This window comes from Rhodopirellula sp. J20-39 (assembly GCF_057365095.1).
In genome coordinates this window covers 5231877-5256787 of sequence record NZ_CP195123.1, presented here as the reverse complement: position 1 = coordinate 5256787, position 24911 = coordinate 5231877, and the positions used below count along the sequence as shown (strand labels likewise).

At 55.1% G+C, this 24911-nt stretch carries 19 protein-coding genes; 3 read left to right on the top strand and 16 right to left on the bottom strand.

Translation table 11 applies throughout. The features are described 5' to 3' along the window. Positions 1-46: 46 nt before the first annotated feature. The 7 genes from ACR3ZL_RS18975 to ACR3ZL_RS18945 form a co-directional block, all read right to left on the bottom strand. The gene (locus ACR3ZL_RS18975; protein ID WP_486172878.1) at positions 47-1867 is read right to left on the bottom strand and encodes a GAF domain-containing protein; all 1821 of its coding nucleotides are present in this window, start codon (positions 1865-1867) and stop codon (positions 47-49) included. A 236-nt stretch (positions 1868-2103) separates the two neighbouring features. Further along, positions 2104-5262 (bottom strand): efflux RND transporter permease subunit, encoded by a 3159-nt coding sequence (locus ACR3ZL_RS18970; protein ID WP_473651532.1) that lies wholly within the window; start codon positions 5260-5262, stop codon positions 2104-2106. Beyond that, the gene (locus tag ACR3ZL_RS18965) at positions 5259-6686 is read right to left on the bottom strand and encodes an efflux RND transporter periplasmic adaptor subunit (RefSeq protein WP_473651533.1); all 1428 of its coding nucleotides are present in this window, start codon (positions 6684-6686) and stop codon (positions 5259-5261) included. The genes ACR3ZL_RS18970 and ACR3ZL_RS18965 overlap by 4 nt, the downstream gene beginning before the upstream one ends. Next, positions 6683-7516: a TetR/AcrR family transcriptional regulator gene (locus ACR3ZL_RS18960; RefSeq protein WP_473651534.1), complete on the bottom strand. Its 834-nt coding sequence runs from the start codon at positions 7514-7516 to the stop codon at positions 6683-6685. Before ACR3ZL_RS18960 ends, ACR3ZL_RS18965 begins: the two co-directional genes overlap by 4 nt. A 77-nt stretch (positions 7517-7593) precedes the next feature. Continuing rightward, positions 7594-8289, bottom strand: a complete 696-nt coding sequence (locus ACR3ZL_RS18955) for an SDR family NAD(P)-dependent oxidoreductase (protein ID WP_473653515.1) — start codon at positions 8287-8289, stop codon at positions 7594-7596. Positions 8290-8591: 302 nt separating this feature from the next. Continuing rightward, positions 8592-10061 (bottom strand): sigma-54-dependent transcriptional regulator, encoded by a 1470-nt coding sequence (locus tag ACR3ZL_RS18950; protein WP_473651535.1) that lies wholly within the window; start codon positions 10059-10061, stop codon positions 8592-8594. Positions 10062-10163: 102 nt separating this feature from the next. Beyond that, complete coding sequence (locus ACR3ZL_RS18945; protein WP_473651536.1) at positions 10164-10679, bottom strand: carbon storage regulator; 516 nt, start codon at positions 10677-10679, stop codon at positions 10164-10166. 513 nt (positions 10680-11192) lie between these two features. On the opposite strand from ACR3ZL_RS18945, the gene ACR3ZL_RS18940 reads away from it, so the two are divergent. Continuing rightward, complete coding sequence (locus ACR3ZL_RS18940) at positions 11193-13205, top strand: NAD(+) synthase (protein ID WP_473651537.1); 2013 nt, start codon at positions 11193-11195, stop codon at positions 13203-13205. A gap of 142 nt (positions 13206-13347) precedes the next feature. On the opposite strand, the gene ACR3ZL_RS18935 is transcribed toward ACR3ZL_RS18940, so the two are convergent. The 5 genes from ACR3ZL_RS18935 to ubiE form a co-directional block, all read right to left on the bottom strand. Then, positions 13348-14367 (bottom strand): DUF1559 family PulG-like putative transporter, encoded by a 1020-nt coding sequence (locus ACR3ZL_RS18935; protein ID WP_473651538.1) that lies wholly within the window; start codon positions 14365-14367, stop codon positions 13348-13350. 94 nt (positions 14368-14461) lie between these two features. After that, entirely contained in the window at positions 14462-15631 is a 1170-nt protein-coding gene (gene mqnE, locus ACR3ZL_RS18930) for an aminofutalosine synthase MqnE (protein WP_473651539.1), read from the bottom strand. Positions 15632-15751: 120 nt separating this feature from the next. Continuing rightward, positions 15752-16684, bottom strand: coding sequence for a UbiA-like polyprenyltransferase (locus ACR3ZL_RS18925; protein ID WP_486172877.1), 933 nt, complete (start codon positions 16682-16684; stop codon positions 15752-15754). After that, positions 16681-17391, bottom strand: coding sequence for a UbiX family flavin prenyltransferase (locus ACR3ZL_RS18920; RefSeq protein ID WP_486172876.1), 711 nt, complete (start codon positions 17389-17391; stop codon positions 16681-16683). Before ACR3ZL_RS18920 ends, ACR3ZL_RS18925 begins: the two co-directional genes overlap by 4 nt. Continuing rightward, on the bottom strand, positions 17388-18335 hold the full coding sequence (ubiE, locus tag ACR3ZL_RS18915) for a bifunctional demethylmenaquinone methyltransferase/2-methoxy-6-polyprenyl-1,4-benzoquinol methylase UbiE (RefSeq protein ID WP_486172875.1): 948 nt from the start codon (positions 18333-18335) through the stop codon (positions 17388-17390). The genes ACR3ZL_RS18920 and ubiE overlap by 4 nt, the downstream gene beginning before the upstream one ends. 38 nt (positions 18336-18373) lie before the next feature. On the opposite strand from ubiE, the gene ACR3ZL_RS18910 reads away from it, so the two are divergent. Continuing rightward, complete coding sequence (locus ACR3ZL_RS18910) at positions 18374-19045, top strand: HAD family hydrolase (protein ID WP_473651542.1); 672 nt, start codon at positions 18374-18376, stop codon at positions 19043-19045. Between the two features lie 17 nt (positions 19046-19062). Here the strand turns inward: ACR3ZL_RS18910 and ACR3ZL_RS18905 are convergent, their stop codons facing one another. The 4 genes from ACR3ZL_RS18905 to ACR3ZL_RS18890 form a co-directional block, all read right to left on the bottom strand. Further along, positions 19063-20580 (bottom strand): sulfatase family protein, encoded by a 1518-nt coding sequence (locus ACR3ZL_RS18905; RefSeq protein WP_486173596.1) that lies wholly within the window; start codon positions 20578-20580, stop codon positions 19063-19065. 262 nt (positions 20581-20842) lie between these two features. Then, positions 20843-21307 carry a DUF423 domain-containing protein gene (locus ACR3ZL_RS18900; protein ID WP_473651545.1) on the bottom strand — a complete coding sequence of 155 codons (465 nt, stop codon included), beginning with the start codon at positions 21305-21307 and terminating at the stop codon, positions 20843-20845. Further along, a complete protein-coding gene (gene nadA / locus ACR3ZL_RS18895) occupies positions 21304-22497 on the bottom strand; it encodes a quinolinate synthase NadA (RefSeq protein ID WP_486172874.1) in 1194 nt (397 codons plus the stop codon). The genes ACR3ZL_RS18900 and nadA overlap by 4 nt, the downstream gene beginning before the upstream one ends. 549 nt (positions 22498-23046) lie before the next feature. Continuing rightward, complete coding sequence (locus tag ACR3ZL_RS18890) at positions 23047-24303, bottom strand: DUF1559 family PulG-like putative transporter (RefSeq protein WP_486172873.1); 1257 nt, start codon at positions 24301-24303, stop codon at positions 23047-23049. A 356-nt stretch (positions 24304-24659) separates the two neighbouring features. Between ACR3ZL_RS18890 and ACR3ZL_RS18885 the strand changes: the two genes are divergently transcribed. Next, positions 24660-24848, top strand: coding sequence for a hypothetical protein (locus ACR3ZL_RS18885; RefSeq protein WP_473651548.1), 189 nt, complete (start codon positions 24660-24662; stop codon positions 24846-24848). The last annotated feature ends 63 nt before the right edge of the window (positions 24849-24911 follow it).

Below are 24911 nucleotides of genomic sequence, written 5' to 3'. Positions count from 1 at the left end.
CGGTTAATCAATCACGCACAATGCTCCGGCACGATCTTGAGAAGCTTCACTCAGCAGCGTTGTCTAGGTATTGAAGCGACATCGCCGTTCGTTCGCACGTCAACGCTGATGATGCTAACAGTCGCCGGATCGCAGCCAGTGGACTGCGTTCGCCTTCACGAAGTGACTGCTGGATCGCAGCTCCAATACGGTTTTGAGCTGACTGTGCACGGGAGTCGCGGGACATGGATTCATGGGGGCGGGTACCCATCCATTCGCGACCGGTAACCAGCAATACTTCACCGGGTTGGAGCATCGTTTCACGAACAGCAGCAGTTTGTCGTCCCATGAATTCGTTTGAGCGAACATCATTGGGTTGGCTCATTCCGACCGGGCGGAAACCGTATTTGGAGACGACTAGAGTCGACCAATCACCCACCGATGCGATGCTAGTGTGTCCTGTGTCAGGATCGACATGAGCATAGAACAACGAAAGATTCGGTTGCCCCGTCTCGTCAATCGCTCCATCGCGTACTTGCAAGAGTGTATCCAGGACACGCATCACGGCATCGCCGGGTGAATGACGATAGCCAGTGTGAGCTTGCAACGCCGCACGGGTAACGGTCGCGTCGAGCGTGGACGTTAGATCAATAATCGATTCTTTGCTCTTGGACGCATCGCCAGCAGGCTGTTGGCACATGGCCATTGTCATCACACCGTCGGGTAACACGTCCCAGTGATGCCAGCTTTGTGCGATCGATAGAGGCGACTCGATCATGCCATCGACGGTCCACGATGGAGTCAGGCGTTGACCTAGTGGCAATGTGTCGTGTTGCCAGTTGGACAATTCCGAAGACCAACGATTGATTGTTGCATCGGAGGTTACTCGTGGAGAGACCGCAACATTGTCGGAGAACTCTCCCATACGAACTTCATCCAGTTCGCGGATTTGTGCGAATGTTTCGCCGGGAATCTCATCCACGGCCGCATCGAGTTCCGAATCCGTCACACTCAGTTTGGTTGGTGCGGAACTGGAGTGGTTGCCGGCCGTTTCGAGCAAATTGGAAATGTGAGCCGCTGCCAGGCGTGCCGATGCCGTTTGCATGTCCGAGAATTCTTGTGCTGTGTTGCCAAACAGCCACAAGGTTCCAATCGGAAGATCGATGTCGCCTAGACAGACACAAATTGCGGAATCCGCGGCTTCGGGTGCTCGGTAAAGATCCCGCGATCCAGCGTTCAAATCATCAACGGCCACCACACCTTGAATCATCGATTCCAAATCGATCCGGGCGCCTCGTAAAGGCCGGCTCGTTCCCAGCCGTTGCACAGGAGACAAACCGTAGACGAAGCGTGTCGCCAAGTCTTCAGTCAACTCATCGAGCATGTAGATCGCGGCTGAGTTTGTACCTGTTGCCGATACTGCGTCGGAAAGTACCTGGTCGATTTGGTCGCCCAGGGCAAGACGACTGCGATGGCTGCCGAGGATCGCGGCGCGGGCGGCCAGTTCAACTTGTTGTGCTTTCAGCAACTCTTGCTGGCTTTGAAGTTGATCCGCGAGTTCTTGAGCCGCTTTGGCGAGTTCCTGAGCACCGGCTTCGGTTAGCGTGACTGGCGTGGTGTCGTTCACATCCAGGGGCGTGCTCGAGTCGGAAGTTGTCGACCCTGGGCTCGCTGGATTTACAGACGATCCGGCGTCAATCCGTAGACCCGTTGCATCCGAGTAGGCTCGCCAGAAGCCCTCGACAACTTGCTCGTTTGCCCGTGACGATTTTGCATAGCTCGAGTCGGCTTCGCGGGTCGCGGTGGCAGTCGAATTCCGTTCGTCGGCGGAATCCCCGTCGCGATCTGGGCGGAGTACTTTGAGGTAGCTGGGGGGAGGAGTGGACACGGGTGCTGTTAGATCATTTGGAGTGGCCTGGTGGAAACCAACAAGTCACGCAAACGGCTATCTGTTTCTAGCCATCACAATCCTTTGTGCCACCGGTAATGAGGAAATGACTCTCCACGTCTTGCCAGTGACTGCGTACCCATAGCCTTCGGCTCATCTGCATCCTTTTCCTTACTCGATCAACCCGCAAACTTTGCGGGGATCGCCAAGACCGTCGGACGATCGGATTAACCCGTTCAAGCCCGACCTTTTAGCATCCATTGGTGCAAACATGGAACCAGCACCAAAGCCAATAAAGTCGCACCCGCTACACCGCCGGCGATCGACACGGCCATAGGCGGCCAGAATCCCCCGCCGTCCAAAATGAGCGGGGTGAACCCGGCCATCGTGGTCAGTGTGGTCGCCACCACGTGCCGCGACGTATGCATGACCTCGTGGACGACGGCATCAACCTCACCGGCGACCGCTAGAGGGTTAGCTCGGATTCCAGCCAGCACCACGATCGAATCATTGATTGCGACCCCAATCAATCCCATCGTACCGATAATTGCCATGAAACCGAACGGATAGCCGCTGATGTTCAATGCGGCCAATCCCAGTCCAATCGACATCGCCGCGACGAGTGCGATGATACCCGCCATGCGAAACGATCCGAACGATAAAACCAGGGTCGCTAACATCGTCACCCCCAGCACGCCCACCGTCGAAAACAGGTTACCCATCGCGTCGTCTCGCTTAGACGCTTCGCCGCCGTAGACCATCGAATATCCCGAAGGCAATTGTGATTCCCATTCAACGAGTTCCATCTCGATACGTGACTGCACCACGCTCGGCAATACACCCGCCGATAGATAGGCGGCGACTTCATTCATCCGCATCCGATTTAAACGCGGCAGCGCGGAAGCTTGCGGTTCCAGCTTCACACTTGCAATGGCTGACAAAGGCGTCACGCGTCGGGAATTCGAACCGCCCGCGTCTGCATCATTGTTTTCTGATGTCGAGTTCGCACTCGCCGGCAGCAGGATGTCCACGTTTTCGATCCGTGCCAAGTTACCGCGGTCCTCACCGCCCACACGGACGACGATCGGAATTTCTTCGTTGTCCTGCAAAATGCTGCCGCCACTTTGCCCCTCCAGTGCCATCGCCAATTGGCTGGCAATTTCGGCCGGCGAGATTCCGGCCTGGACGGCGCTTGCCGCATTTACATCGAAGCGAACTTGCGGCAACACGTCGGATAGATCGGTGCGTACCGCGGTAACTTCTGGCATCCGGCTTAGCATTACCCGGACGTCTTCGCCGAGGGTACGCAATAGATCCAGGTCGGGCCCGAACAACCGCACTTCAATGGGGGCTCCAAAGGGTGGGCCTTGTTCAAGTTGCTTCACCAGCACACGGGAAGACAGCACCTCACGATTCAAGCGTGCTTGCAAAGTCTGGATAATTGGCAGCGGATCGGTACCGTCGGGCAACTTGACAAGCCCTTGGGCGAAACTGGGCGTACCTCGCCGATTCGCGATGACGTTGTAATAGAACTGAGGTGCACTTTCGCCATAGAACCAATCAATCCGCTCGGCTCCCATTTCACGAGCGATTTGGTCCACACGGTTTGCTGTTCGCCGGGATTGCTCAATAGAATCCGTCGAGGCACCTTCCACCGTGATGTAAAACTGGTCACGTCCACTGGCCGGAAAGAACTGTTCTTGTAGCAGCGGAAATGCTGCGAAGCCGATCAACGGGAATACCAGCGAGATCGCCACCCCTTGCCATGGATGTAAAACGCAATGACGCAGCAATCGCTCGAAGGCTCTCGTTAACCACGCAATTCGAATTCCCGAGTGAGCATCAGGGGAGTTGTCACGATGCTTCGATAGAATCTTGGCTGCAACGGTCGGGATGACTGACATCGCTAAGAACAGGGATGAAAAGATCGCAAAGATCACGCTGATTGCGATCGCACCGACAAATTCGCCTGCGGGGCCGGGCATCAACGCGATGGGGGCAAACGCTAAAGCAGTCGTCAATGTCGAGCCGAATAGCGGCACCGCTAGATGCGAGATGCTTTGAGACATCGCGTCGGTCGGCGATAGTCCTTCACGCAGACGCCCTTGAACCTCGTCGACCATCACAATTGAATTATCGATCAGAAGCCCGAGAGCGATAATCAGTCCTGTGACCGACATTTGGTGGATCGGAATGTCGACCATTCGTAACGCGAACAGCACAACCAAGCTAGCCAGCGGCAGCGTTAGTGTCACAATCAACGCCGAGCGAAATCCCATCAACAGCCAGATCACACCGGCCACCGCCATGGCGCCGAGGAACAGGTTCGACGCCAACGAACGAAGCCGAGCACTGACGTAATCGTTTTGTCTTAGCACTGTGTCGAGTTGGATGCCTTGCGGCAGCGTTTTTTCGAAATCAGAAAGCAGCGCGTCCGCTGCCACGGTCCAACGATCGATTCGGTATGCCGGGCGAACCATCGCACCAAGCACCACGGCAGGAGTACCGTCCAGAGAAGCGGCACGTTCCGGCGGATTCGGTGTGCCCGAACTCACCACGGCAATGTCTTCCAAACGCACATCTCGTCCGCTCGTTCCGATAACCGGCACGTCACGGATTTGAGTGATCACGTCGAGTTGGTTATCAACGCTCAAAAGGATTTGATTGGTTTCATCGCGCAGAACGCCAGCGGTGCCCTTGGCGTCGTACGATCGCAGCGTAGCCGCGACGTCAGACGGGGCAATTCCCAGTGCGGCAGCACGCTGTGGATCGACACGAACTTCGATCTCTTCACCTGGATCACCAAATCGGTCGACCAAGTCCGTGCCGCTTAAGTTTTGAAAGCGATCTTGTAGGTCGATCGCCAACCGCCGAAGCACCCTGGCGTCAAAATTAGTTGACGGATCCAAGGAGGGTTGGCTCGTTTTGTTAAACGGCGATGAATCGAATCCGACCCACTTCAAACCCACAATCATCGCATAAGCACGAACTTCCAATTCTTCAAATTGAGAGCGGCTGGCGGTGGCTGGGAGGTCAGCCGCCGCGTCTTCCATCCGGCTTCGTACTCGCGACCAAACGGTATCGGTCTGTGTAATGTCGTCACGTAGTTCGATCGAAATTGTGCTGATGCCGATCCGGCTAATGGATCTTAGTTCCTTAACCTCTTCGATATCACGAAGGTGATTTTCGATCTTTTCGGTGACCAAGGTTTCAACGCGTTTGGCGTCCGCACCGGGTAGTCGCGTGTTGATTAATGCGACACGTCTGGCGAGCACGGGATCTTCCATTCGTGGCAAGACCGCCAACGAACTGAGTCCCGCTACCAAAATCAACAACACGATGAGGACGAGTAAACGCGAGTCGTTGAAGAACTGCTTCGCCAGTCGTGCAATCATCGCTCCACCGACATTTGCCGCGGATCGATGGGACTCGTTGTGTCGTCACGGTGAGCGATTGAGTTGGTTTCGCCGCCGATAATCGATGAGGTGATTTCAACCGGGACGCCAGGACCGATTTTTTGCACTCCGTCGGTGACAAGCCACTCGCCGGGACGCACGAAGCCTTCCACTAAACTCAACGGCCCTGCTGCTTGAACGACTTTGACATCCCGACGTGCGATGAGGGCTTCAGAGACTTGTTCGACGGACTCCGGTTCAGCGATGTAAACAGACCACAGCCCGCGGGTTCCACGCACCAACGACTTCGTGGGCGTCCAGAATTGTAGTGTGCCACTGGATTCCGTTTCATTAACCCTCGACTCATTAAGCCTCGACGCCGCAGACGGAACGTTCAGTATCGCCGTTTGCCCGATATAGATTGAATCCAACAGATTGGGTTGGCCTTCGGTGGCGGCGATTTCAAAATCAATACCGCGAGTCCGTGTGACGGAATCGACCTGAGGCTGCATCCGTGCGAGTGTCCCTTTGAAAGCGACATCGTTGACCATGATGGTCAGTTCTATACCGGGTTGCCAGTTTGTCGTGACATCCGCCGGCACGCCAAAATGAGCCTCCACTGGATCCGCTTCAAGCAATCTCAAAACTCGCTCGCCTGATGAAACCATTTCACCTTCATCGACGAAACGATTGGCAATCACGCCATCGTAGGGCGCAATAATCAAACTGTCTTGGCGATCAACGCTTAACTGCCTGCGAGACGCGATAGCCGCTTCTCGGTTGGCTTGAGCGGCTAGTATTTGCTCCGACCGAGTGCCTTCGTTCAGCTCTTCCAGCTCCGCCGTTGACGCGGCCAGCGACGCTTCTAGCTCCGCAACCTCGAAAGTCGCGTCATCCAGTTCTTGAGCGGTACCGACTTGTCGCGATGACAATTTGCGTTGGCGTTCTAAGCTGTTTTTTGCAGATGCGAGCTTCGCTTTGAGTTGTCGGACGCGGGCGGCAGCGGCGTTCAAGGTTTGATACCGTGGTCCCGCAACGGCTTCGGTTGCCGCAGCGGATGCAGCGTCCACTTCAGCATCCGCCATTTGTTCGCGAACGTCCAAGTCCGATACGTCTAAACGGGCCAGTACATCGCCCTGGGCTACTCGGTCGCCTTCGTGCACAAGCACCTCGGCAAGCAGACCGCTGCGCCGGATAGAAAGCTCGCTTTGCCGTCGGGCCCGAAGTTCACCGCGGTATGTCGCGATCAGTTGGGGAGCTTCTATTTCGCCGACTCGTGCAACTTGCACATGCGTTCGAACGGTTTCAGGTGGCAACATCGGTTCGTGGGTTGCCCTCGTGAAAACTGCGTTACCAAGCGTCCAGAACACCGCGATCACGACGACGAACCCAAGCATCGTCAAGAGTTTGTAAAACCAACTCATGAGGTTGCCTCGATCTCGGTCCAGTCGCTTTCAAACTCATTGCGAATGACCTCAACATGATCAATCAACTTCGCACGAATTCGCCGAACCGATGTGTTGTATGCCTTCGGATCGTATCGAGGTTCCCAGCCGACGTCATCGAGCAGGGAGTTGCAGTTGCGGCGGATCGCCGAGCGAGGATCCGTGATGGTCATTTGATCTGTTGGCGACTCTTTAGCCTTCGATTCATCGTCGCCCGCCATCACACGTCCGGTCGCTTCTAACACTAAGCCGCCATAGACCAACGACCACAAGCCAAAGACCAATCGTTCGACAAGTCCCTGTTTCTGCTTTCCAGCAGGCGCTGGCAAATCACCGTTTTGAATCGCCGCTTCGATGATTCCGCCAACTTTGGCGATGCAAAGGTGCTCGGACTTTCGCAGGATTTCACGACGTTTGGGCGATGCTTTTTGCCACAGCGGGTCGTGGCGAGCAATCTGTTCAATCGCAAAATCGTCGGGTAAGGAATCTGCATACACTTCGGCCGCGATTCCGATGGCTGCACAGCATTCACGTGTATTTCGGCCCAGCGTGGTACCGTAGTGAAATAAACGCATGCGTCGCTGGACCGCCCGGGTCGCGAGGGCCAACAACACTTCTTCCTTATTGGGGAAGTGGTTGTAGATCGTGCCGCGGGTGCAGTTCATCGCCTTGGCGATCGCGTCCATGCTGAGGGCGGTCAGCCCACCTTCACAAACCATCGGAAAAGCGCAATCGAGAATTCGCGATCCGCGTTGGCGAATCTCGAGCTGTTTGGGCGTTAATCGGTCCGATGTTTTGGGCGTGGGCATCCCCCCACTATGATCGGAAATTTGAATTTGACAACCTGTCAAAAATGACGGTGTGTCAAAAAAGAATGGCTCGTCGGCTAGTCGCGATCGAATCGGCGGTTGAACCCGCCGTTGACGTTGATGGTTTGACCGGTGATGAAGCTAGCGGATGGTGATGTCAGATAAGCGACCGCTTCGGCGACATCCTCCGGACGCCCCCATCGTTTCACTAGAGCTTGAGCCTTGGCTCGGTCGTCCCAGTATCCTTGGACCGTTTCACCCCATGCGGTCTGGATCCATCCAGGAGCAACCGTGTTGACGCGGATGTTTGGTGCGAGAGTTTGGGCGAGACTATTGGCGAAAGCCATCACGGCGGCTTTGACAGGCCCAAACATCATGCCCGCGTCACCTTCCATTCCCTGCGGCGCCTGGTCCCAACCGACGAAGATTATATTAGGAGACGTGCTGTTCGCAGTCTGCTCACACTGGCTCAGAAGTTTCTCGCTCACCAAACGAGACAACGCTATCGTTCCACAGACGTCGACATCGAGAAGGCTTTTCAGCTTCTGGTCAAAGGTCCAATCTTTGGTGTCACCGGTTAACACGTCCATGCCCGCGTTGTTCACCCAAACGGCAACCTCACCAAGAATCGAAAAGGATTCTTCAACCAAACGGATCACTTGGGCGGAATCTCTGAGGTCAGCCTGAAGCGTTTCGCAGCTCAGACCCAGATCGCGAACCATCGTCGCGGTTTCTTCAGCACCGTTTTGGTTGGAACGGTAGTGCACGATCATCTTCGATGATGAGTCAGAAGCCGTTAGATGGGAAGATGAAGGCGACCGTGGTTTGGCTGGCGCAATGTGCTCTTGTGCCAAGCGAAGTGCAATTGCTCTTCCAATTCCACTGGACGCTCCCGTTACGACTATGCCCGTCATGTCCCACCCACTCCAAATATTCTAGCCGCGAATGCTATTTATCCGGCCATCGCAAGCTTGCGTGCCGATCGCCAGTCTATTCTGCCGATTGGTCTTTCCCCAGGGGATTGTCGCGGAGGACTAGCAACGACACGCCCTTGATAAAGGGCGGTTGCCTAGCTTCACATCGCGTACTGAAGACGCGGATCATCGAGGCCGAGTCGTTTCATTTTCTTGTAGAGCGTCGTACGGTTGATCTCCAGTTCATCCGCAGTAGCAACGCGATTCCAGTTATGGCGGCGTAGCGATTGGAGAATGATCTCACGCTCAGGGGCTTCCAGTGCGTCCCGCAAGCTTTGACCGGGCATGCACGAGACAGCGGTTCCATGACTGGGTTCCGTTTCGGGCTTGTTTTGTCCAAAGCCGATTCCCATGCCCGTATGCTGAACACCGTTGGCCGACATGGCGACACCGTTGCCTTGAACCTCAGGAGGCAGGTCCTCGACACCCAAGTGTTTTCCGCTGCTAAGCAGGACCGCTCGCTCGACCACGTTTTCGAGTTGTCGAACGTTGCCGGGCCATGCGTAGGACTGCAGCGTGTTCAACGCGTCGCGAGTGAATGATTCCACTTCGCGGGAAGCGGCTTCAGCGGCTTCACGCAAGAAGTGATCCACCAGCAATGGAATGTCGCCGGGGCGTTCACGCAGTGACGGTAAAACGATGTTGACGACGTTGATTCGGTAGTACAGGTCCTGCCGGAAGGTACCTTGGCTGACCGCAGTCTCAAGGTGATCGTTGGTCGCCAGAATCACTCGCGTGTCGACCTTGCGTGTCTCCATTCCACCGAGCGGTTCGAATTGAAATTCCTGAAGCACTCGCAACAACTTGACCTGCATTGCTGGTGTCGCGGTGCCAATTTCGTCCAGGAATAGCGTGCCACCATCGGCAAGTTCGAATTTACCTTTGCGGTCAGAGTTCGCACCGGTATAGGCACCGGCAACGTGTCCGAATAGTTCACTTTCAAGCAAGTTATCCGGTAACGCTCCACAAGCGACTTCGACAAAAGGGCCGTTTCGTCGTGAGCTGCGGTTGTGGATCGCCCTCGCGATCATGCTCTTACCGGTCCCATTTTCACCGGTGATTAAGATGGACGCTTTTGCATCGGCAACCGAATCGATGACATCGAAGATTTTCATCATTCGATAGTCATGGCTAAGGATGTTCTCTAATCCAGCACGGCGGTCGAGTTGTTGCCGCAGGGACTCGTTTTCTTTTTCGATTTGGTGATGGTTAATCGCTCGATCGATTGCCAACAGCAGTTCGTCGTCGATTACCGGTTTGGTTAACAAATCGAATGCACCCGCCTGGACTGCTTCAACGGCAGTGGATGGGGTTGCGTAGCCGGTCATTACCAAAACGGCGGTTTCGGTGTGATGCTTGGCCGCGTAACGGACCAAGTCGAATCCGTCCTGATCACCCAAACGTAGGTCGGTGATGATCAGTTCAAACGATCGCTCAGCCAAGCAGCTTTTGGCCTGGCTGAAGTCACAAGCGGTGTCGACGTCAAATCCGACATCTCGCAACCATTCGGCGAGTGAAGCGGCAAGATGAAAGTCGTCGTCAACAAGCAGGATGCGAGGATCGCTAGGCATAAGATGATTCCGAGGCGTTGGTAGCGTTTTGGCTACTATTACCTAGGTCAGGAATCACCCGGCGTCAAAAATTGTCCACCAATGTTTCAAAAACTCCACATCTTAGGTGGCACTGAAGAAGTCCGACAAAGGAGCCCGCAGGTTGGTCTTTGATTGACGAGCCTTCGTGCGGATCTTGCCGCTGATAATTTGAACCGTTGGATTGACGTTTTCCACTACGGTTTCGTCGCTCGTTTCGGCTTGAGCGATGAGTTCGTCAGCCGACATCATTCCGTCAACGATGGGATTGCGGATTTGGGATGCTGCTTGGCTGAATGCCTCGGTAGCTTCTTCCGAAGTCATGTCCACGTCGATGTAAGCAGTCATTCGGTTGGATGATGCGGGAGATGCCGAAGCGGAGGGTTGAACAGGTTGGGGCGACTTTGCGGATGGCTTCGTTTTGCTTTCCGCAGATGCCGATTCTGCTGCACCGGTTTCCAATTCGCCGCGAATGACACGAACTTCACGAGGGGCATCGATGCCGATGCGAACTTGGTTGTTGCGTAGTTTGATAATCGTGATCGTGATGTCGTTGCCGATCTTGATTTGTTCGTCGATCTTCCGTGTAAGAACCAACATGGCATTCTCCTTTTTGCCCAAGTCCACAAGTTTCGAAAAGTAATGTTTCGACGCTGCGACTAGGTTTCGATTTTTGAAAAGTTGTGATAGGCGGGGGTCACCAATCCTCCTTGGCAACGAAAGAGTGTTAGTGCAGTAACCGTGCCAAAGCGAAATGAAAAAACGTGTGTTTTTGGTAACGTCTTTGTTTACAGACACTTGCGGCAATTCAAGGTTCGTGGTTTTTTTGTAATACCACGCGATTGTGGAAAGGTTTACAAGCGGATTTACCTTCTTACACAAAGAGGAGACCCAAGGGGGCGACCGCGAAACGCTGGATTCGTCGCCTACACGCCTCTTGGGAGTTTGAAAAGCATCCCATTGGCGTAATTCGCTGGTCTTCTGCAAGATTCTCCGATCGCTGGGTATACTTGGAAACCGACCGATCGATGGCCTTTGCCCGTCGGCGGTATCGCTTGCCATTGCCGCATCTCAACCCGTCAAAGTCGAAATCTCCCGACCGCCGGATCAGTCTTGAAAAAGCCAGAAAACACCTTCCAGTCACTCGGCTATTACCGAACTTCAGCGGCCGGGCCTCGGTTGAAAGTTGCTGATCCCGAGTTCAATGCCTGTGAATCAATCCTCGCGATTGAGCAGTTCGCGAATTCGGACTTGCTGGTTTTGCCCGAACTCGGTTTGACCGGTTACACGTGCGGTGATCTTTTCGCCACTGAAACGCTACTGGATGCCGCGATCGAGGCGTTGCAGCGTATCGTCGCGGCGACATCCGTTCACACCGGATTGGTGATTGTCGGTTTGCCGTTGGCGGTTGATTCCAGTGTGATGAATGTTGCCGCGGTGATTGGGCATGGGCGGATCTATGGCATTGTGCCGAAAACGTTTTTGCCAACCTATCGTGAGTTTTACGAAGGTCGACATTTCCGAGGGGCCACGCAAAATGACCCCGAGCACGTCCGCATTGCTGGACAAGACATTCCTTTTGGAACGGATTTGTTGTTCGTCGATGGGAAGGCGGTCATCGCGGTTGAAATTTGCGAGGACCTTTGGGTGCCGGTGCCGCCAAGCAGTCATGCGGCGGTAGCCGGCGCCAACGTCATCGCAAACTTATCGGCCAGCAACGAAACGGTGGGCAAGGCCCAGTGGCGACACGACTTGGTGGTCAGTCAGGCGGGCCGGTTAATCGCTGGTTACGTTTACGCGTCCGCAGGCGGCGATGAGTCGACCAGCGATGTTGTTTTTGGCGGTCATTGTTTGATCGCAGAAAACGGAGCCTTATTAGGTCAATCTCGACGCATCGGGGATGGCGGAAAGCCGTTGTTGCCTGGAGCAACGTCGCTGACTCGCGATCTTGATCTGCAGCGGCTCAACCACGATCGTCGCGTGGTCGGTTCATTCGATGACTTTCGCGATTCGTTGCCACATCGCTATCGCCGAATTGAGGTCCAGCAAGAATCACAACCTCGCTCGATGAATCAATTGGAGCGACGTGTGGATCCGCATCCTTTCGTTCCCGACGATGCTAGTGAACGAAATGCACGTTGCGCTGAGATTCTGGCTATTCAGACCGCAGGTTTGGTCAAACGGCTCAAGCAGCTCCCCGAATCACTACCACTGTCGATTGGCATTTCTGGCGGGCTCGATAGCACACTCGCAATCTTGGTCGCTATTGATGCAGTCGATCATTTGAAGCGTCAACGTTCTGTCATTGATGCTCTGGTGATGCCCGGTTTTGGGACGACCGACCACACTCGTGATAACGCAATGCAATTGACGAGATTGCTGGGCGTCACATGCGAACGTGTCGATATTCGGCAGTTGTCCTTGGATACCTTTATTGGACTCAAGCATTCACCGCTGGGGATTGAGGTCGACGATGATACCGAGGTTGAGCAGTTGCAAGCAGAGTTGTCGGCGACTCCGGACGATGCGAAAGACTTAATGTTCGAGAACGTGCAAGCTCGGATGCGGACGCTTCTGTTGATGAGTCGTGGGTTTGTCCTGGGGACTGGTGACTTGAGTGAACAGGCTCTTGGCTGGAGCACCTACAACGGCGATCACATGTCGATGTACAACGTCAATTCGTCGATTCCTAAGACGCTCGTTCGTTACCTGGTTCGTTACATTGCGGACGAACGGTACGAGGGCGAAATGAGAGACCTGCTGCACCAAATCGCCGACACTCCAATCTCGCCCGAGTTATTGCCGCCCACCGCTGATGGCCAGATTCGCCAGAGCACCGAAGCGTCACTTGGGCCGTACGAGTTGCATGATTTTTTCTTGTATCACTTTGTCCGGGGCGGATGTGATCGAGACAAGCTGCGGTTCTTAGCCTCGCAAACGACTTTCCGAGAACCACATAGCGACGATTTAATCGATCAAACGTTAGACACGTTTATCAAACGCTTCTTTGCAAGCCAGTTCAAACGAAACTGTGTTCCCGATGGTCCAAAGGTTGGTTCCGTTTCGCTGTCGCCCCGAGGCGATTGGCGGATGCCACCGGATGCCTCCGACGCAGCGTTTCGCTAACCAAACGAGTGAGCCTGAGGTTTGTTTCCATTGAGTCATATCGATCAAGACGCATCGATCATGCGGCAGCCGCTATTGCGAAACGAAAACAAATGATGTGCTAGTGCTGGTGGTGTGCAAATATTTCTGCGAAGTACTTGTCCTAGTACTCGTCGGCGTCGATGACTTCGCGGCCGTTGCGTGAACCCAGCTTTTGGCGGACGACATTGTCCATTGCTTCGTTGACAAATCGGACGGCTCCATCGCAGGTCAATAGATGCAATCCCCCGGGATGGTAGCTGCCTAGTGAGATCTCGATCTCGTTGTTCCCGGCACCATCGGCTACATCCAGATTGAATTGATGGTGCAGCGAGCCCAGTGCTTCGGAAAAGTCCGCGCCGTTAGGAGCGCCCGCCGCGATATCGATGTCGGGGTGATAGAGCATGAAGTGATCGCATGTGTTGCACGCGGCGAACTCAATAAAGCGGGTTTCGCCGACCATGGCGGTATTGCTTAGGCCATCAAGTATGTCGGACCAAGCCAGTCCCAATCTTTCGGGCCGGTTGTCGCAATCCGGTGATGAGGAGGTGATGTGACAAAAGTCGGTTGCTAGGAACACACCGTTTCCCTTGTCGAATCCGATCCGCCGGTTTGCCGTTCCTTCAGGATCCGAATAATAATCCAACACAACGTCTCCGCCGGAGTTGCCGAGATAGCTGTTGATGACTCGATCGGGGATCTGGTCCTTCTCGATTGCCAAAGGACCGTACTGGGAAGGACAACGAAAGGTCATAACGGGGGCCTGGGCCAGTTCCCGGAAACGCTGGCTTTCAAGCAGAAAGCCGGTGGCTGCACCTTTTTCGCCGTACGGGATATTTTCGGCGAGCGCAGTTTGTTCGACAAAACTCAAAATGTCCGTCGTCCAGCTAAACCCCCAGCCGCCTTTGGCTCCCCACGGGATCCGGCGGTAGGTGGATTCGTAGTTATGGATTCCCAATCCGATCTGTTTCAGATTGTTGGAACACTGAACCCGACGAGCAGCCTCGCGTGCCGCCTGGACGGCGGGCAACAACAGGCCGACGAGCACGCCGATGATCGCGATCACCACCAATAGCTCGACGAGCGTGAAGGCGAGACGCGATCGAGCTGGATGCGTAGCGGCGAAGAGAACACGTTTCTGCATGGGGGACATTTTCTCCCATCACACCGGTTCAAGCCAGCCTCAATCTCTTGCTGGCGGAGCAATCTCGGCGAAATTTTGCCGTAATCGCCCCAAACTAGCCCACAATCGCGGGTGACGGGCTTACCGCATCAACACTGTCGCCAATCCGCCACTTAGTGAAGTCGTTCTCGTCGCGGATGACGTGGTTGTATTCCGTATCGCGTTCGGCGGGCTCTCGGCCTGCTTCGCGGATCAAGTGTTGGATCTGTTCAACGGAGAGGAATTCCGGCGTTTTGGCGCCCGCATCGTGGTAGATCAATTCATGCCGCACGGTGCCGTCGAGATCGTCGGCTCCGTAGGCGAGAGCGGTTTGAGCCGTTTCGATTCCCAGCATGATCCAATAGGCCTTGATGTGGCGAATGTTGTCCAGCATCAAGCGGCTAACGGCCATCGTGCGTAGGTCCATCAAACCGGACGGTTTTTTCAGGTCCGACAGTCCCGTGTTTTCAGGGTGAAATGCAAGTGGGATGAAGACCTGGAAGCCATTGGTCTTGTCCTGCAGTTCTCGCAATCGCATCAAGTGGTCGACGCGGTGATAAGCCTTCTCCACGTGCCCGTAAAGCATCGTGCAGTTGGTCTTCATGCCGATTTGATGGGCGGTCTTGTGGATTTCGATCCACGATGGTGTATTTGCTTTGTGTTCGCAAAGTTGGTCACGAACTTCGGGGTGGAAAATCTCCGCACCACCGCCGGGCATGCTGCCCTGTCCGGCCGCACGCATGTCTTCGAGCACCCACCGGAAGTCTTTCTTGGTTTGGAAGCGGAACCAATCGATCTCGACCGCCGTCCATGCCTTCAGGTGGATCTGCGGGAAGTTCTCTTTCAGCAACGAAAGAATACCGCGATACCACTCGTACTTTCGCTGGTGATGCAGCCCGCCAACGATATGCATTTCTGTGCAGCCGTTGGCGGTTGCTTCACGTCCGCGATCTAGGATTTGTTCGTCCGTCATCGCGTAGCCTTTCTCGTCACGCAAGTCTTTGCGGAACGCACAAAAGCGACACCGGTAAACGCACACATTGGTCGGGTTCAGGTGCGTGTTGATGTTGTAATAGCCGACGTTCCCATTCATGCGTTCGCGGACGAAGTTAGCGAGTTCGCCAACGGCTTGAAGTGAAACGGACGGTTCGTACAGGAAGAGCCCGTCGTCCAGCGACAATCGCTCTTCGGCTTCGACTTTGTCGCGAATCTCACGAAATCGGGCGTCACGTTCGGCAGCGATCATGGGACGTAGATAAAGGGGAAAGTAAGGAAAAAGGAAATTTGCAAATGGAAGGCTAGAAGATGCATTGGTGGCAACGCAGTGCGACGCTCACAATTCATTAACCGGTTCCGGCAAGTGTTATCACAGCCAACAGTCCAGCCCGCCCGCTACCAACAGCAGCACGCTGATGATCGCGTTGGTGTGAAAGAAGGCCTCATTCACGCGACTGAGATCATCGGGCCTGACCAGCCAATGCTGAATGACAACCAACACCGCTGTCAAGCCGACCGCACTTGCAAAAAGCCAGCCCAGCCCCGCAGCCCTGCCCCACCATGCGAGCGCCGCCAAAAATCCGAGCATCACGACATGCAAACCGGCCGCAATCCGCATGGCTCCAGAAACGCCAAATCGGGCTGGAATGCTGTGTAGCCCCTTGGTCTGGTCGTACTGGGCGTCTTGGCAGGCGTACAGGATGTCGAACCCGGCGACCCACAGGGCGACCGCAGCGGCTAACAATATCGGCACATAAAAATAGTGCCCCGGAAACGCTTCTTGCCCGCCTCGAATTGCTAGCCAAACGCAAATCGGCGACAGACTCAACGCCACGCCCAGCCACAAGTGTGCCGAGGCGGTGAAACGCTTCGCCAGTGAATAACCCAACAAGAACGCCAGTACCGGCACTGAACCCATCAGCGGAATCGGGTTGGGCCAAAACAGAAGCGTCGAGGCGATAAAACCCAAGCTGCACAGCACAGTGAATATGGCCACGGACCTTCGCGACAACGTCCCGGCTGGCAAATGTCTCGAAGCCGTTCGCGGGTTGGCTGCATCAATTTGGTGGTCGACTAAGCGGTTAAACGCCATTGCCGCTGAGCGTGCGAAGACCATGCACAACAAAATTCCGACTCCATCGAGAAGCCGGACTCCTGGGTAGAGTGACCCTGCATTGGCTTCACTCGCGGGCGACGTCAGCGGAGTCGACCACGCCATCAACGCGGCAAGAATCGCAAACGGCAATGCAAAGATCGTATGACTGAATCGAATCAGTCCTAGCCAGTCGGACAGTTTGCTCATTGATCTTTCCATCGCCCGATCAATCGGTTCTCAACACCGATTTGGTCCATAATGCGGGCCACTACAAAATCGACTAGGTCTTCCAGACGCGTCACGTTGTGATACCAACCTGGCATCGCCGGCAGCAACACCGCGCCGGCGGAAGCAAGCCGATGCATGTTTTCGATTTGTAAGACGCTCATCGGCGTCTCCCGGGGAACCAAGACCAACTTGCGATGTTCTTTCAGATGCACTTCCGCGGCTCGTTGAATCAGGTTGGACGCGGAAGCACGGGCCACGCCACTTAACGTGCTACCGCTGCAGGGGCAGATCACCATTGCATCGGTCAAAAAGGATCCGCTGGCGATCGGTGTCATGTAATCATCGAATTGGTGGAAGAAAAAACGATCGTCACCCTTGGGGCCAAGTGGTTGCTCCAGTTCGAAAGCGGGTTCGCTCGACCAAGGCGGAACGCAAGTCATCAATGCGTTTAAGTCAGGATTACGAACATCTAGCTTCAAACCCAACTCCTCACCGATCACCGCCGCACCGCTCTGGCTTAGCGTCAAGTGAATCTCGACATCGCTGTTTCGCAACGTCTGCAGTAGCCGGATTGCGTACGGCGCACCGCTAGCGCCCGTGATCGCAACTACAATGCGTTTCCGGCGAGGGGGCGGTGCGACGTTATCGGCTAGCTGGTCAGGTGCAGGTTCTGGTAATCCACTCATGCCGAGACCGCCACTGGCGAACTTTCCGTTTGAGTCGGTGTGTTCGTTTCGTGTCCAGCCGCTTTCGGGGCCGGGGGTTTTTCGCCAAGGTAGATCGTTGCCACGCCTAATGTGAGCGGCTTGTAAGTGACATTGATCATGCCTACATCACGCATTCGCTGGGCAAGTGCTTCGCCGCATGGAAACTGGCCTACCGAGGCGGGTAGGTATTCGTAGGCAGATTTGTCATTCCGGGCCATCCATTGGCCGATTTTCGGCAATACCGATCGGAAGTAAAAACCGTAGAGTTGTTTTAAGACAGGCAGCGTGGGCTGAGAAAATTCCAGCACCATCACTTGGCCGCCCGGTCGGCACACGCGAAACATTTCGGAGAGTCCTGCATCGGTGTCCGCGATATTTCGCAGTCCAAACGCTACCGTCACGCACTGAAAGTGTTCGGTTGCGAAAGGCAACGACATCGAGTCCGCTTCAAAGAAGGGAATTGTCCGCCGGCCACCACCTCCACGAGCATTGAGCGTCCGGTGGGCTTCCTTGTCGCGTGCGATTTCCAGCATCGCGTGGCAAAAATCGCTGCCAATCACCTGCACATCGGTCCCGGCCGCGTCGGCGATCGCAATCGCGAGGTCGCCGGTTCCGCAGCACACATCCAAGATCGGAGCGTTCTGTTTGATTTTCAGTTGCTGGACCGCTTTGCGCCGCCACCACTTGTCAATATTCAGCGACAAGACGTGGTTCATCGTGTCATAGCGGGGAGCGATTTGCCGGAACATTTCCCGAACCCGCTTCGCACTTTTATCCAACTTGGGTGCGGCGTTTGAACTGTTCTTGTCTGAATCGTTCACCGCCAAGCCGCTATCCCCCCCGCTAGTCGCGGATTTCGGACCTTCGGCGTTGCCTGCGACAGAGGCGGGCTGGGCAGACTGACTTGGCTCTGGGAAACTCATCGGGGTATTCTTCACTTTTCAATCGAAATCGGAATGACGTGCGAGTTTTTTTATTCGATATCGACGGGACGTTGCTGATGGCTCATGGCGTCGGCAAGGCAGCTCTCGCGACCGCCCTTCAAGACGAGTTCGCAATCAGCCAGCCGGATACGGAGGTTTCGTTTTCCGGTCGGACTGATCGAAGCTTAACGATCGAGTTATTGGAACGGAATTCGATCGATCCATCGGTTGAGCACTGTGGCCGACTTCGCGATCGCTACGTCAGTTTAGTGGGTGGGGAACTCAGTCGTCAGGGCGGGATCGTTTTACCAGGCGTTCGGCCGCTTTTGACCCAGATGGCACGTCAAAACGACACTGCACTCGCGGTTATGACTGGCAACTTCCCCGAAACGGCTACCCAGAAGTTGGTCCACTTCGATTTGCGGCAATGGTTTTCCTGGATTTCCGGTGGCGATTTTCATAGCCATCGCGATGATTTGGCCCGCCGGACGTCGGAGATCATTCGTCGTCGCTATGGGCAGCGTGTTACCGAGACTGTGGTCATTGGCGACACGCCAGCGGACATCGCCTGTGGGAACGCGATCGGCGCAAAGACGGTCGCGGTGGCGACGGGCGAGTATTCACTGGAATCACTTCGCGCTGAAAGCCCAACGCTCGCCTTCGCCGATTTATCTCAAACCGACGAAGTGCTCGCTGCGTTATACAGCTAGCGTCTCGCGTTGATGGACTAGCGAGTACGACCGGCGTCCATGATCTGTTGGAGATCTTGTTTCATCTTCTCCAGAACGTCGGGGTGATCCGCGCTGACGTCATTGCTCTCATCTGGATCCTGGTCCAAATTATACAGCGTCCAATCCTTTTTCGGCGTCCGAGAATGGTCTGCAGTCGCTTTTCGTTTCTTTTGCGTCGGGTAATGAATCAGCTTCCACTCGCCTTGGCGAAAACCGAATCGGCCGGTGTTTCCGTTGTCCTGTTGCACCAGCGATGTGCGCCCCTTGGCATAGGGAGCGCCCAATAGAGCATCTTTCATATCCAGACTGTCTAAGCAGGCGTCTTGGGGGATCGGTTGGCCGGCCATCGTCGCAAAACTGTTGGCCATGTCGATCGTGCATACCATCGCGTCGCTGACTCCGACAGGAATGGTGCCAGGCATGCGGGTAATGAAAGGAGTGCGTGTGCCACCTTCCCAAACCGAATATTTGCCGCCGTGATACGGACCGCTTGGTTTGTGTTCGCCTAGCTTTTCAGCCGCGTCGTCTTTGTAGCCGTCATCGAGTACGGGGCCATTGTCGCTGCAGAAAACGAAGATCGTTCTCTCGGTCAATCCCAACGCATCCACCGATTTGATCAACTCGCCAACACACCAATCCAGTTCCGCGATCGCGTCACCGCGTGGCCCCTGGTCGGTGCTGCCTTGAAATCGCTCGTGAGGCATTCGCGGTACGTGCAAATCATGAGAGGCAAAGAACAAAAAGAACGGCATCGATTGATGCGACTTCATCCATTCGTTGGACTTCTCTACCCAACGATCCGCCAGGTCTTCATCACGGAAGCGTGCGCTCATACCACCGGTATAAAACCCAATGCGTCCGATGCCGTTGTGGATAGTTCCGTTGTGTCCGTGCGACCAATCCATGGTTAGTTCATCGCGATGCGTCTGGCCGGTGCGGTGTTCTTCGGTGGGCTTTTTGTTACCCACCCAAAGCGGATCGGCTGGATCCAAGTTCTCAACGCGGTGATCGGACAAGTACACCTGAGGCACGCGGTCGTTCGTCGTTGGCAGCATGTAGCAGTGGTCAAATCCAATCTCCAGCGGTCCTGGCGATAGTTTGCCGTTCCAGTCTGGGCCAACCCCTTTTTCGCCAAGCCCCAAGTGCCATTTTCCGATTACCGCGGTGGCGTAGCCGGCTTCCTGCATCAGTGATGCAATCGTTGTTGTTCCCGCGGGAATCAGCGCCGGGCTATTGGGGGCAGCGATGCCAGTACCCGGTTTGCGAAACGCGTAAGTGCCCGTCAAGAACGAGTAACGGGTTGGTGTGCATGTCGATGCCGAGCAATAGCCACTGGTGAATCGAGTTCCTTCCTGGGCAAGACGATCGATGTTTGGTGTTGAGATCTCACCGCCATAACAGGACACGTCACCATAACCCAAGTCGTCCGCCATAATCACGATGATGTTTGGACGATCGATGTTTGGACGATCGGCTGATTGAGCCCGCAGGTCAGTTCCGGCCGCCCACTGCATCAACACGGTTGCCAACGCCAACGCAAGGAACGGTTGAGTGGGCGATTTCCAGTGTTGGAAGTGTCCTGGAGAGGATGAATTTGGTATCGAAACAGACTGGAGGGGCATCTGCATGTTGTCGTCCTGATGAATGAGTGTACTCGACTGGCTTTCGTGCACGAGTTCGTCGGCGACGAGAAGCGAGGAGATATCTTAGCTCAAAACCGCACCATTGGCAGATCGGGTCACCGGTCGATCCGAGCAGGACCTAACCCGGCGAAATTCAGCGGTGTCGTTTCAAAAACGCGATGCTGCACCAACCGATAATCCACGCGAGACCGCCCAACGGTGTGACCGCACCCAGGACGGGTGTGTTGGTGACGACCAGCAGGTAAAGGCTTCCGGAAAACAGCAGGATGCCTGCCGTGATGAACCCAAACGCAATTCGGAAGAGTTTGGTGTGTTGTATCGATGCCGTCGCCAAGACCAGCAGCACGATTGCATGCGCGAGATGGTAGCGTGCTCCCGTGTCAAACTGCTGCAATCGGCGCTGGACCGTTTCGGTATCGATGCCCGCTTCCGGTAGGTAGCTTTCTAAGCCGTGGGCACCAAATGCACCGATCATGATCGCTGATGCGCCGGCGATTCCAGCGAATACCAAGTACGTTCGTTGCTTCACGCCAGGCTCCGGCAACGCCACGCGGGCGGCGTTCTGATCACTGGGATACGCGGTTGGTTCTTCGATCACTTGACCGCCAACATGCGTTCCAACGCAATGAGGCTCCACTTGGTCGTCTCTTCGTTAACGCGGATCTGGTTAACCAGTTCTCCGTCACGCAAGTTTTCCAACGTCCAGCAAAGATGTGGCAGATCGATCCGGTACATCGTCGCGCACATGCAAACGACTGGACTTAAGAAGTGTATTTCTTGCTCGGGGTGTTCCGCCTTCAGGCGATTGACTAGGTGCAATTCGGTTCCGATTGCCCACTTCGTACCCGCCGGAGCGTCTTTGACCGTGTTGATGATCTTGCCCGTACTGCCGCTGATGTCGGCAATGTCATTGACTTCCCGTGGGCATTCTGGGTGCACCAGAATTTGGATTCCCGGGTGTTCCTTGCGGAAGCGATCGACATGCTCGGCGCGAAACATTTGATGAACACTGCAGTGTCCCTTCCATAGGATCACTCGACTGTCTTGGATTTGCTGATCGGTATTGCCGCCCATTTCCAAGGCGTAGGGATCCCACACCGGCATTTGATCTTCGGTGATATCCATCGTTAGCGCGGTGTTGCGCCCGAGGTGTTGATCGGGGAAGAAGAAAACCCGTTGCCCGCGTTCAAACGCCCATTCTAGAACCGCTTTCGCGTTGCTGCTGGTGCAAACGATGCCGCCATGTCGACCGCAGAATGCTTTTAAGCTGGCGGCACTGTTGATGTAGGTGACTGGGATGACTTGTTCGGTATCAATCACCTCGCTCATGTCTTCCCATGCGGCTTCGACTTGTGCGATGCCGGCCATGTCAGCCATCGAGCATCCCGCGGCCATGTCAGGCAGCAGGACGTCGACGTGTCGGCCACCCCGCGCTGCGACGCGATCAGGCCGGTTCGCCAAGATATCAGCGGTCTCCGCCATAAAGTGCACGCCACAAAATACAATCGTGCGGCATTTTTCGCTCTTCGAAGCCATTTCCGAAAGTTGGTAGCTGTCGCCCCGCAGGTCGGTGTGTTCGATGACCTCGTCTTGCTGATAGTGGTGGCCGAGTATCAGCAATTCTTCGCCAAGCGAATCTCGCACGGCCTGGATTCGGGACCGCAGTTCTTCGTCGGAGAGAGTTTTGTAGGGTGCCAGCGGATGCTTCGCCTCGACCTCGGCGGGCTTTAAGCCGCCGGGTTGCTTTGTGGCAGGTGGGTTGGCAATCGGGATACTCGAATCAGTCATGTTTTTTCCGAACGAATCATTTCAATAGTGGCCACAGAACCCGTCCTCGGCAAAGGTTGCCCAAATCGCGGAAAGGCTGACGCACGAATCGGGCGTTTTGGCAGGAACACGGTGGCTGTCGGCAAGGACGCGGGGCATCGTTGTCCAGCATTCATCCTACTCTTTTCGGCAAGCAATCGGAACCGATCGCTCAGAGAGTGCACTGTGTATGTCGCGGCACGATATTGTTAGTGCAGGATTTGCGGCAATTCCAGATGCAAAATGTCACCATGGTGCCGAATTTGCAATTTGGGGCATGTCGCAGGCGTGCTGGCGAAGGTTCCGCGTTACGTATTGGGGCAGCGAACGCGTCTGCAGTCTCCGCTCAGCGAGGCGGTCGCGATCAATAAAAAACGCCAGGTGCATGGGAGCACCTGGCGGTCGATTTTTGAGCTCGAAGTGTACTTGGCGAAGGCATTCCTCGATGGAGTTGTCATTGATCCAATCGAAGAGGGATCATCGGACGTCCCGCGAACGTTTAACTTCGCGCCGAAGGAATTCCTTGGGCGACTAGATTTCTCCGTCGATGACTTCGTTGGAGGCACGAGTACCTAAGGAGCCCCACAAGCCGTACGGGCTTCTGGATCCAGGGGACTGAGGGCCCGATTTCTTGTCGTAGTAGACCATTCCTGCTCGCGAGTCGCCGGCTTCGATCGAATCGGTAACAAACTTCACCGCTCCATCAGCCATCAGCACGTGAGCACCGCCTTGGTGACGACTTGAGACGCCGTAGGTTCCGCTCGTCCAGGCTGGATAGTTGCTGGTGTCGGCAGAGTAGGTGCAGCTTTCTCGGTTGGGTGGCAGAATTGTAAACACGCTTGTGAAGGCAGGCATGGCGTCCGCCCAACGGAATCCTCGAGCACGGATCGATGAATCGATCTTGGTGTCGGTGTGCCAGAACTGAGGACGTTCAGAATCAATCAGCACTGCTGGATCATCCTGACATGCCGATGGGTTGTCGCGGATGACACTTTCGGACAGTACCGAACCAGCAGCTTGTGGGAACGAGGTTCGCTTGTCCTTGTCACCAAGGTCAGTGGCGATCTCTCCGGCGGCGATCGTGTTGGCAAGTCCATCGAGCACGTCACGAAATTTCATCGACTTCAGCGACACGAACGCGCCACGGGCCGAAGAACGGGTTCGGGTGCTGTAGTATTCGTTGGTTTCATAAGCAGGACCGCGTTCGCCACGGACATCGATGAACCCGCTTGCGGACTGAACGATCGAATCGCCTAAGCATGCGGCATAGTTGGTACGGCCAAGCGAAGGCAACCCGGCACCAGGATCGCTTGGGCAGCGGTAACCTGGAAGTTCAGTGGCCCAGGGGATGTACTGTACCTGTGCGGGGGTTGGGCCCAAGGCTGGCCAAGGTACTGATCCGCCAGGGTTGTTCGTTGTTGAACCATCGGTTCGGCCCAACATGGGGTTACTGATCTGTTCCCACAGTGCTTGTTGTTCGATGAACGGCGTGACGCCTACAAGGAAACTAAGGCGGTGCAGGTTGCCGTCATTGGTGTCTGCCCACCATCGGTTTCCACCAGCGGAGCGAGTTCCGGTTCCTTGGATCGGAAGTTGGTTGTAGGCACTGTGGTAGTTGTGCATTCCAAGGCCGATTTGCTTGAAGTTGTTGCTGCAGCTCATTCGGTGCGCTGCTTCGCGGGCGGCCTGAACGGCGGGAAGCAAAAGGCCAACAAGAACGCCGATAATGGCAATCACCACTAGTAGTTCAACCAACGTGAAGCCTTGGGGCTTCGAAATTTTCTTCATAGTCAAGTCAACTCGCGTCTATCAAATGGTTGGGAAAGGCGACGCAATGCACGCAATCGCCGTTAGGACATGGAAATCATCGAAACGCAGCACACGCTGAAAGGACAATATCCACGTAGCGATGCCGGTCGAAAGATTTGTAGGCCTTACCAGATGGCGCGACCCCATTGCCTGTCACGGCACATTAGGCAAAATCTCCGGATTACTTCAGCGTGCACGGTTTGGTTATTGTTTTTGAATAAAGTGCATCTTTTGTCCGGAACATCACACCCATTTCCGGAATACGCTGCTGTTGGGATTCGACAACTGTGTCCGTTGTCTCCTGTTTGTTACCGTTGATTTGCAGAAAGTTTGAAATGAAGTCTTTTGTCGCCGTGTTCTTATTTGCGAGCAGCTTGGTGTTAACCGGATGCGACTCGGGCCAATCAACTGTGGTGGGGGTGGATGACCCCGAGGGAATCGCGGCGTACGAAGCAGCGATGGCCGAGACTCAAATGTCGCCCGATAAAATCAAAGAAATCGAGCAATCGATGAATAAGCAATAAGTCATTGCAGTAAACCATTCAGAGCCAGAAAATCGTGCACGAGATGGCGCTCGATCGTCTGGC